Source organism: Streptodolium elevatio (genome assembly GCF_040649515.1).
In the GTDB taxonomy this organism is placed as follows: domain Bacteria; phylum Actinomycetota; class Actinomycetes; order Streptomycetales; family Streptomycetaceae; genus Yinghuangia; species Yinghuangia elevatio.
This window is the reverse complement of sequence record NZ_JBEZFP010000032.1, coordinates 68990-77966: the sequence shown is the minus strand read 5'-3', so window position 1 is coordinate 77966 and position 8977 is coordinate 68990. Positions and strand designations below refer to the sequence as shown.

The 8977-nt window shown below is 74.3% G+C and carries 8 protein-coding genes; all 8 read right to left on the bottom strand.

What is annotated here, in order from left to right; translation table 11 throughout:
• Window positions 1-1243, bottom strand: a 1243-nt coding sequence (locus AB0C36_RS15245) for an ROK family protein (RefSeq protein ID WP_358353865.1), incomplete at its 3' end; no start/stop codon positions are given.
• Between the two features lie 147 nt (window positions 1244-1390).
• The gene (locus tag AB0C36_RS15240; RefSeq protein WP_358353877.1) at window positions 1391-2617 is read right to left on the bottom strand and encodes a 4-hydroxybenzoate 3-monooxygenase; all 1227 of its coding nucleotides are present in this window, start codon (window positions 2615-2617) and stop codon (window positions 1391-1393) included.
• Window positions 2617-3804, bottom strand: coding sequence for a bifunctional 3-oxoadipate enol-lactonase/4-carboxymuconolactone decarboxylase PcaDC (gene pcaDC / locus AB0C36_RS15235; RefSeq protein WP_358353862.1), 1188 nt, complete (start codon window positions 3802-3804; stop codon window positions 2617-2619). Before pcaDC ends, AB0C36_RS15240 begins: the two co-directional genes overlap by 1 nt.
• On the bottom strand, window positions 3801-5339 hold the full coding sequence (locus tag AB0C36_RS15230) for a lyase family protein (protein ID WP_358353860.1): 1539 nt from the start codon (window positions 5337-5339) through the stop codon (window positions 3801-3803). Before AB0C36_RS15230 ends, pcaDC begins: the two co-directional genes overlap by 4 nt.
• Window positions 5340-5394: 55 nt before the next feature.
• Entirely contained in the window at window positions 5395-5997 is a 603-nt protein-coding gene (gene pcaG / locus AB0C36_RS15225) for a protocatechuate 3,4-dioxygenase subunit alpha (RefSeq protein ID WP_358353874.1), read from the bottom strand.
• A gap of 86 nt (window positions 5998-6083) precedes the next feature.
• Window positions 6084-6851: a protocatechuate 3,4-dioxygenase subunit beta gene (gene pcaH / locus AB0C36_RS15220; RefSeq protein WP_358353858.1), complete on the bottom strand. Its 768-nt coding sequence runs from the start codon at window positions 6849-6851 to the stop codon at window positions 6084-6086.
• Between the two features lie 11 nt (window positions 6852-6862).
• Complete coding sequence (locus tag AB0C36_RS15215) at window positions 6863-8041, bottom strand: thiolase family protein (protein ID WP_358353872.1); 1179 nt, start codon at window positions 8039-8041, stop codon at window positions 6863-6865.
• Between the two features lie 89 nt (window positions 8042-8130).
• Window positions 8131-8871: a CoA-transferase subunit beta gene (locus tag AB0C36_RS15210; protein WP_358353870.1), complete on the bottom strand. Its 741-nt coding sequence runs from the start codon at window positions 8869-8871 to the stop codon at window positions 8131-8133.
• Between the last annotated feature and the right edge of the window lie 106 nt (window positions 8872-8977).

Sequence of the window (8977 nt, the reverse complement as noted above, 5' to 3'; positions counted from 1 at the left end):
GCTCTCCCTTTCGGGGGGGGGGGGGCGCAAATATGGGGGCGGGGGCGCCCTGCCCCCGGCCCGCCCCCCGCGCCGCCCCCCCCCCCCCGGGTGCGGCGGCGCCGCGCGTTCCGGCCCGGGCCTCGACGTCGCGGTACGCGTCGATGCCGCGCAACTCCTCGAGGGCCGCCTCGACACGAGGCAGCACCCATGGCGCGAGAGCGGCGTAGTACCCGCCCAGGACCACCGCCTGTGAGCCGAGCACGGTGACCAGGGTGACGGCCACCTCGCCGAGGCGGCCGCCCAGATCGTCCAGGATCCGAAGTACTCCTTTGTGGCCGCGTTCGGCACGTACCACCAACTCCGCCATGGCCGCGCCGAGATCGGCCGGATCCTCGGGCGCCAAGCGGGCGAGGCGGGCGAGTTCCGGCGGCGCGGCCATAGCCTCCAGGCACCCTCGACGCCCGCACCAGCACTTCGGGCCGCGGGGCGCGACCACCAGGTGCCCGGCCTCCCCCGCTCCTCCCGCGGACCCACGGAACAGGCGTCCGTCGACGACGACTCCCGAGCCGACTCCGACGTACCCGCTGACCACCACAAGGTGTCGCGCCGCGGAGTCCGCGGGCAGCGCCCGCAGTTCGGCGATGGCGGTGAGGTTGGCGTCGTTGTCCAGCAGGATCGGCAGGCCGGTCCCGAGGGCCTCGCGCAGTGCCTCGGCGAGCGGTACGTGCCGCCATCCCAGGTTCGGCGCGAACGCCACTTCGCCGGACCCGGTGACCACCACCCCGGCCACGGCGATGCCGATGGCGGCCGGCCGCACGCCGGCGGACCCTGCCGCCGCGAGCGCGTCGCCGACCTCGCGCGCAACGCACGCAATGACGGTATCGACGTCGCCGTGCGCGGCGTTGTGCCCGACGGTGGCCCGGTGCAGCTCCCGGCCTGCCAGGTCCACCGCCAGCGAGCCGACGGTGGATGCGTCGACGTGGGCGGCCACCACGGCGACCGAGGATCCGTCGAACGCCAGCATGCGCCGCGGGCGTCCGGCGCTTCCGGCGACGTGGCGGATGCCGGCTTCGCGGGCCATGCCCGCATCGATCAGGGCCGCCGCAAGGCTCGTCACCGCGCCTGCCGCCAGTCCGGTGCGCGCGGCGATCTCGGTACGGGACAACTCCCCCTGTTCGCGCAGCAGGCGCGCGACGAGCGCGAGGTTGTGCCTGCGGATCGCGGCGACGTCCTGCGGCGCCGAGGCGGGGGGACTGGACACGGTCACAGCGTACGTCCGGACGGTTGCCGGCCGTCGTAGGGGGCCACCACGGGAACTCGCCCGTCCACGCAGCCCCCTCGGCCCACCGACACATCAGCCCGGCCGTCACTTCAGCCGACCCGACTAGGCCGCCCCGACACACGTACGTCACCCGACCGGCGCCGCGGGCGCCCTCGTCGGCTCCCCCACCGGCGGCGTGAGCGGCAAGCCCACGTAGTTTTCCGCGAGTTCGGCCGCGGCGTGCGGGGAGTCGGCGATGCGGCCGAGCTGCGCGATCTGCAGGCGGGTCTCGAACGCGCTCTGCGCCGGGTCCGCGTGCAGCGTGGTGGTCATGAAGTACGAGAAGTGCTCGGCCCGCCACACCCGCCGCAGGCAGGTGTCCGAGTAGGCGTCCAGGAGCTCGGTGGAGCCGGTGTCGTGCAATTCGGCGAACGCGGTGGCCAGCACGGTGACGTCGGCCGCCGCGAGGTTGAGCCCCTTCGCCCCGGTCGGCGGGACGATGTGGGCGGCGTCGCCGGCCAGGAACAACCGACCGTGCCTGAGCGGTTCGGTGACGAAGCTGCGCATCGGCAGCACGGACTTGGCGGTGATCGGACCGCGTTCGAGTCGCCAGGGGCCGTCCACCGCGAACCGGGCGTCGAGTTCGTCCCAGATCCGCTCGTCGGGCCACTCGGCGACGTCGGTGCCGTTGGGGACCTGGAGGTAGAGCCGGCTGACGCTCGGCGAACGCATGCTGTGCAGCGCGAACCCGCGCGGCGAGTGGGCGTAGATGAGTTCGTCGCACGAGGGTGCCACGTCGGCGAGGATGCCGAGCCAGGAGTACGGGTACTCGCGCTCGTACGTCGTCAGCCCGCCCTCGGGCACCGCCTGCCGCGCGACCCCGTGGAACCCGTCGCAGCCGACGACGTAGTCGCAGGTCAGCGTGCGGTCGCGGCCCTCGCTGCGGTAGCGGACCGTCGGACGACCGGTGTCGGCGCCCTCGACGGCGAGGACCTCGGCACCGAACAACAGCGGCGGCCCTTCGGCGAGTTGCAGGGCGATGAGGTCCTTCACCACCTCGGTCTGCGCATAGACGGTGACGCTCGCGCCGTCGGCGAGTGCGGGGAAGTCGATGCGGTGCGAGCGGCGGTCGAACCGCAGTTCGATGCCGTGGTGCACGAGCCCTTCGCGGTCGAGGCGGTCCCCCGCGCCGGCGGCACGCAGGACGTCGACGGTGCCCTGCTCCAGGATTCCGGCGCGCTGGCGCTGCTCGACGTACGCGCGGTCCCGGCTCTCCAGCACCACGCAGGCCACGCCGCGCAGGTGCAGCAGGCGGGCGAGCAGCAGCCCGGCGGGCCCGCCTCCGACGATGGCGACTGTGGTGTGCTCGGGGATCACGGGGTGCCTTCCTGGGCTGTGGAGCGGGTGGCCCGCGCGGTCGGGGAATCGATGTCGGCGAGCACCCGGGCAGCCACGGCGAAAGCCGAGTTCGCCGCGGGTACCCCGCAGTACACGGCGGTCTGCAGCAGGACTTCGCGGATCTCGTCGCGGGTGAGTCCGTTGCGCAGCGCGGCCCGTACGTGCATTGCCAGTTCGTCGTGGTGGCCGTGCGCGACCAGTGCGGTCAGGGTGATGCAGCTGCGGGTGCGGCGGTCCAGGCCCGGCCTGGTCCAGATCTCGCCCCAGGCGTAGCGCGTGATGAAGTCCTGGAACGGCGCGGTGAATTCGGTGGTGGCGGCGATCGCGCGGTCGACGTGCTCGTCGCCGAGCACTTCGCGGCGCACGGCGGTCCCCCGCGCGCGCGACGGGCCGAGCAGGTGTTCCGCGAGCGCGGTGAGCACGCGGTCGGGCTGCTCGACGTTGGCGAGGTGCGCGGAGCCGGCGATCTCCACGAGCGTGGAGTCGGCGATTCCGTCGGCGAGTTCGCGGGCGTGCGCGGGCGGCGTGGCGGGGTCGTCCCGGCCGGCGACGACGAGGGTCGGCGCGGCTATGCGGGGCAGTTCGGTGCGGAGGTCGTACCCGGCGATGGCGTCGCAGCACGCGGCGTACCCGTGGGGATCGACGCCGCGCATGGCGTCGACGAGGCGCCGGGCCTCGGGGGCGTCGGCGAAGTCCGCGGTGAACCAGCGCTTGGCGGCGCCGTCGGCGACGGGGCCGACACCTTGTGCCCGCACGAGTTCGGCGCGCTCGTGCCAGGGGCCGGGCTCACCGAACCGTGCCGACGAGCACACGACGGCCAGTGCGGTGACGCGTTCGGGGTGGTGTGCGGCCAGCCACGCCCCTACCGCGCCGCCGAGCGAGATCCCGGCGTACGCGAAGCGGTCGAGGCCCAGGGTGTCGGCGAGGGCGAGAATTCCGGCAGCCAGCGCGGCGACCGTCAGCGGCTCCGCGGAGATTTCGCCACCGGGCTGGTACGGGGTCCCGCCGTGGCCGGGCAGGTCCCAGCGGACGACGGTGAAGTCCCTTGCCAAAACCGTGACTTGGGGATCCCAGACATGCAGGGTCGTACCCAGGGAGGGACCCAGGATCAGCGGCGGACCTCCGGCGCCGTCGACGCGGTGATGCGGCACGGGGGTGGTCACGGGGTCGTACCTTCCTGATCGTCGGGCGCTTCGGCGGGTCCGTCGGCGCGCGGCTTGCCAGGCGCCGCTGCGGGCGCGCGGTCCGGCACGGCGGCATCGGTGTCGGTGGATGCCGCGTCGGGCCCGTCGGCGTGGGCGTCGGTGCGGTCGGCCGGGCGGCGCCGTAGGGCGCGGTCGACGAGGCTGCCCGCCGCCCCGGTGTGGCGTGCCGGGTCGATGAGTTCGGCGAGTCGGTCGGCGTCGAAGACGCCCTTGAGGGCGGGTTCGTCGTCGATCGCGCCGATCAGCGTCACCGCGCCGCCTGTCACCCTCGCGGCCACGCGCTCGATCGCCGCGCGAGCCGCGGTTCGGCCGATCACCGGTGCGTACGCCGCCACCAGGCCCTCGGTTGCGACGAGTCCGCCGGTCAGCGCGAGGTTGGCCCGCATCCGCTCCGGGTCCACCCGCAGTTCGGACACCAGGACGCGGGCCGCCGAGGCCGCGCCGCCGGTGAGCCGCAGCGCGTCCCGCAGCGGGATCCACTCGGCGTGCCAGGCGCCCGGCGGGCGTTCGTCGGCCGCTACGAGCGATGCCGCCAACACCCCTGCCAGTGCCGGGATCTGCCGCGCCGTGGCGGCGATCAGCGTGGCACCGACCGGGTTCGCCTTGTGCGGCATCGCGGAGGAGCCGCCGCCGGTGCCTTCCGCGAGTTCGGCGATCTCGGTGCGGGACAGGGTCAGGACGTCTTCGGCGATCTTGCCGAGTGCCCCGGCCGTGAAGGCGAGTGCGGCGCCGAGGTCGACGACGGGTGTACGCAGAACGTGCCACGGCAACACCGGTTCGGCGAGCCCGAGCGCACGAGCGTACGCCGCCGGCACGAGCATGCCGGTGCCGTCATCAGGCCCACCGAACGGGTCGTCGTCCGGGCCGTCCGCTTGGCGTACCGCCGGTGGTTCCGCCGTCCAGGCAGCCAACGTCCCTGCTGCGCCGCCCAGTTGAGCGGGAAGGCGGACTCCCGCGAGGCGGTCGCGTGCGTCCAGAACGAGCGCGCGCCAGCCCGCGGCCTTCAGCCCGAACGTGGTCGGCACCGCGTGCTGGGTGAGCGTACGCGCGGCCATGGCGGTGTCCCGATGCCGTACGGCCAGCAGGGCGAGCGCCCCCGCGGTGGCGTCCAGGTCGTCGATCAGCACGGCGCGGCTGCGTGCGGCGACCAGCATCCAGGCCGTGTCGACGATGTCCTGGCTGGTCGCGCCCCGGTGCACGAACTCGGCCGCTGCCGGGTCGACTTCGCTGACCCGAGCGGCGATGTCGGCGACCAGGGGGATGACCGGGTTGCCGCCGGCCCGGGCCCGCAAGGCGATCGAGCGTGCGTCGAAGCGTCCGGTGTCCGCCGTCACGAGCGCCACGGCGTCGGCGGCGGACGCCGGTGCCCGCCCGGTCTCCGCGAGGGCCCGGACGAGCGCAGCTTCCGCGTCCAGCATCGCCCGCAGGAACGCCGCGTCGCCGGTCGCGGTCTCGGCCGCGGTACCCGCGGAGACCGGGGCGGTCAGGCCCACGTCTCCGGGCCCATGCGAAGTCGAGCCGTGCGAAGGGGGCTCGTACCGAGTCGGCTCATGCGAAGTCAAGGAAGACCGTCTCCTCGTACCGGCCCCCGTCCGCGTCCTCGCCGCCCTGCAACCGGATGTCGAACCGGTGGACGCCGTCGCGTTCGCGGACCGTCTCCAGGGTGGCCCGGCGGGCCGGCGGCAGCGACGCCAGCAGGGCGTCCTCGGCGTACCCGGGTTCGCCGGTCAGGTACGCCCGGCTGAACAGGTGGTGCAGCAGACCGCGGGCGAACAGGCAGACCGACAGGTAGGGCACACCGGCGGGAGCGAACGTCCGCAGTGCGTAGCGCCCGTCGGCGTCGGTGGCCACCCGGGCGAACCCGGTGAAGGTCACTCCGTCACGCCCGGCGAACCCGCCGGTGGTCTCGTCGCGGCGCATCGATCCCGGTGCCCCGAGCCGGGAACCGTCCGGCCCGGCCTGCCAGAACTCCAGGAGAGCGTCGGGTATCGGGGTGCCCGCACCGTCCAGGACCCGGCCGTGCAGGGTGACGGCTCCCGGATGTCCCGGGGGTACGAGGTCGCCGCCACCCGGGAACGGCAGCGCGTAGCCGAAGAACGGGCCGACCGTCTGCGCCGGAGTGGGCGCGAGTCGCGGCGTCGCGGCGGTCACCGCAGTCGCGGCTTTCGCGGCGTTCTCGGCGTTCTCGGCCTTCGCGTCGTCGGCGGCGACCGCGTCGACGGCTGTCGTCAGGTCGGTCACGGGGTGTCCTCCGTCCAGGTGGCGGCCGGGCCGTCCAGCACGATGTCCCAGCGGTAGCCGAGCGAGAACTCCGGTACCGACAGGCCGTGGTCGTAGCTCGCGACGAGCCGTCCGCGAGCCGCTTCGTCGGTCACCGACTGGAGGATCGGGTCGTACGCGAAGAGCGGGTCGCCGGGGAAGTACATCTGCGTGACCACGCGTTGCGCGAACGCCGTGCCGAACACCGAGAAGTGGATGTGCGCGGGCCGCCACGCGTTGACGTGGTTGCGCCACGGGTACGGCCCGGGCTTGACGGTCGTGAAGGCGTAGCGTCCCTGATCGTCCGTCAGGCAGCGTCCGGCGCCGGTGAAGTTGGGGTCGAGCGGCGCCGGGTGGCGGTCGCGCCGGTGGGCGTACCGGCCGGCGGCGTTTGCCTGCCAGACCTCCACGAGCTGTCCCGCGACGGGGCGGCCGGCCCGGTCCAGGACGCGGCCCTGCACGGTGATGCGCTCCCCCAGGGGCTCGCCGATGTGGTGCGCGGTCAGGTCGGCGTCGAGGGCCGTGACGTCCGCGGCGCCGAACACCGGACCGCTCAGCTCCATCGCGTCCGGGTCCTGAACCACCGTCAGGGGCTGCCGGGGGTGGCGCAGTTCGCTGCTGCGGTACGGCGGGTAGTCGCGGGCCGGGTGCTCGCCCGGTGCCGAACCGGCGGCGCGGCGCCCGGCGTACGCGTCGCCCGCGGCGCGCATCTCGCGGTCGATGTCGGCCTGGGTGGGTGCCGTCATGGGTCCGGGTCCTACCTTTCCAGCACGAGGGCGAGGCCCTGTCCGACGCCGATGCACAGTGCGGCGAGTCCGGTGCCGCCGCCCGCCGCCGCGAGTTGGTGCGCGACCGATCCGGCGAGCCGGGCGCCCGAGGCGCCGAGCGGGTGGCCGAGCGCGATCGCCCCGCCGCGCGGGTTGACCACGGCCGGGTCCAGGTCCGGCCATTCGGCGAGGCAGCCGAGGGCCTGGGCGGCGAACGCCTCGTTCAGCTCGAACGTGTGCAGGTCGGCGAACGTGCGCCCGGCCCGTGCCAGGGCGCGGTGGACGGCGTCGACCGGGCCGAGGCCGAACAGGTACGGTTCGACGCCCACGACCGCGGACGCGCCGATGCGGGCGAGGGGTTCGCGGCCGAGTTCGGCGAGTCCGTCCTCGTCGGTGAGGAGCAGGGCCGCCGCGCCGTCGTTGAGGGGCGAGGAGTTTCCAGCCGTGACGGTGCCGTCGGCCTTGAAGGCGGTCGCGAGCTTGCCAAGCGCCTCCAGGGAGGTGTTGTCGCGTACGCACTCGTCGCGGGTCAGCGCGGTGCGTACGCCCGGCAGGCCGTCGACGGCGGTGACTTCGCCGTCGTACAGCCCCCGTTCCCAGGCCGCGGCGGCCTTGCGGTGGCTCGCGAGCGCGAATGCGTCCTGGGCCTCGCGGGTGATGCCGTGCTTGTCCGCGATGAGTTCGGCACCTTCGCCGAGCCCGATGGTCCACTGCGGCGGCATTGCCGGGTTGACCAGGCGCCAGCCGAGCGTGGTCGACACCATCTGTTGGTGGCCGGCCGGGAAGGCGCGTTCGGGCTTGGGCAGTACCCACGGGGCACGGCTCATCGACTCCACGCCGCCCGCGACCGCCACCGACACGTCGCCGACGGCGATCGCGCGGTACGCCTGGACGACCGCCTCCAGGCCCGACCCGCACAGCCGGTTGACCGTGGTGCCCGGGACGGATGTGGGAAGTCCCGCGAGCAGTACGGCCATTCGCGCGACGTCGCGGTTGTCCTCGCCGGCGCCGTTGGCGTCGCCGAAGAACACGTCGCCGATGCGCGCCGGATCGAGGTCCGGCGTACGGGCGACGAGCGCGCGCAGCACGTGGGCCGCGAGGTCGTCAGGCCGTACGCCGGACAGCGCGCCGCCGTACTTGCCGATGGGCGTGCGGACGGCGTCGACGATGTAGACGTCCTTGAGTCCCGCCGCGCCCCGAGAGCCGGGAGCCGCGCCGGGTGCGGTGCCGAGCGTGGTGGCGGGTGCGTTGCCGGAGGTCACGGAGCGGCCTTCTTCCCGGCGGCCTTGAGGCCGCGCAGCGCGAGGAGTTCGGCGGGCGTTGGGGGTGCGGTGACGGCGGTCTGGGCGGCGACGCGCAGGTCCCAGCCGGTGGCCGCGCGCACCTGGTCGGTGCTCACGCCCGGGTGCAGGTCGGTGAGGACGAGTTCGGCCGTGGCCGGGTCGGGGCGCAGGATGCCGAGGTCGGTGATGACCGCGACGGGTCCGGCGCCGGGCATGCCCAGGCGGGCGCGGTCGTGCGGTCCCGCCCCGTGGCCGAGGGTGGTGACGAAGTCGAGGGCGGGCACGAAGTTGCGGACCGAGTGGCGCAGGACCATGAGCACGCGGCGGCAGTTCGAGGCGATCTCCGGAGCGCCGCCCGCACCGGGGAGGCGGCCTTCCGGGCGGTCGGGGCCGCGGTCGACGACGGTGGTGTTGACGTTGGCGAACCGGTCGATCTGGGCGGCACCGAGGAAGCCGACGTCGACGCGGCCGCCCTGGAGCCAGTAGTTGAACATCTCGGGGACCGACACCACCGAGTCGGCGGTCTCGGCGAGTTCGCCGTCACCGATGGACAGCGGCAGGCGCGTGGGCTTGGAGCCGATGGTGCCGGATTCGTAGATGAGCACCAGGTCCGGGTTCGCGGTGGCGCGGGCCAGGTTGGCGGCGGTGCTGGGCAGGCCGATGCCGACGAAGCAGGTGCGCGCGCCCGCGAGCGCGCGGGCGGCGTTCACCTCCATGACCTCGTCGGGCGTCGGCGGCGTGTCCGCGGGCACCGTGCCGACGGCAGCCTTGCCGGCAGCGGTCGCGTCCGCGGCAGTCGTGTCCGCGGCAGTCGTGTCCGCG

Coding starts and splice junctions, on each gene's coding strand:
- AB0C36_RS15210 (WP_358353870.1), bottom strand. CDS start 8,871: ATGGAGGTGAACGCCGCCCGCGCGCTCGCGGGCGCGCGCACCTGCTTC.
- pcaH (WP_358353858.1), bottom strand. CDS start 6,851: ATGACGGCACCCACCCAGGCCGACATCGACCGCGAGATGCGCGCCGCG.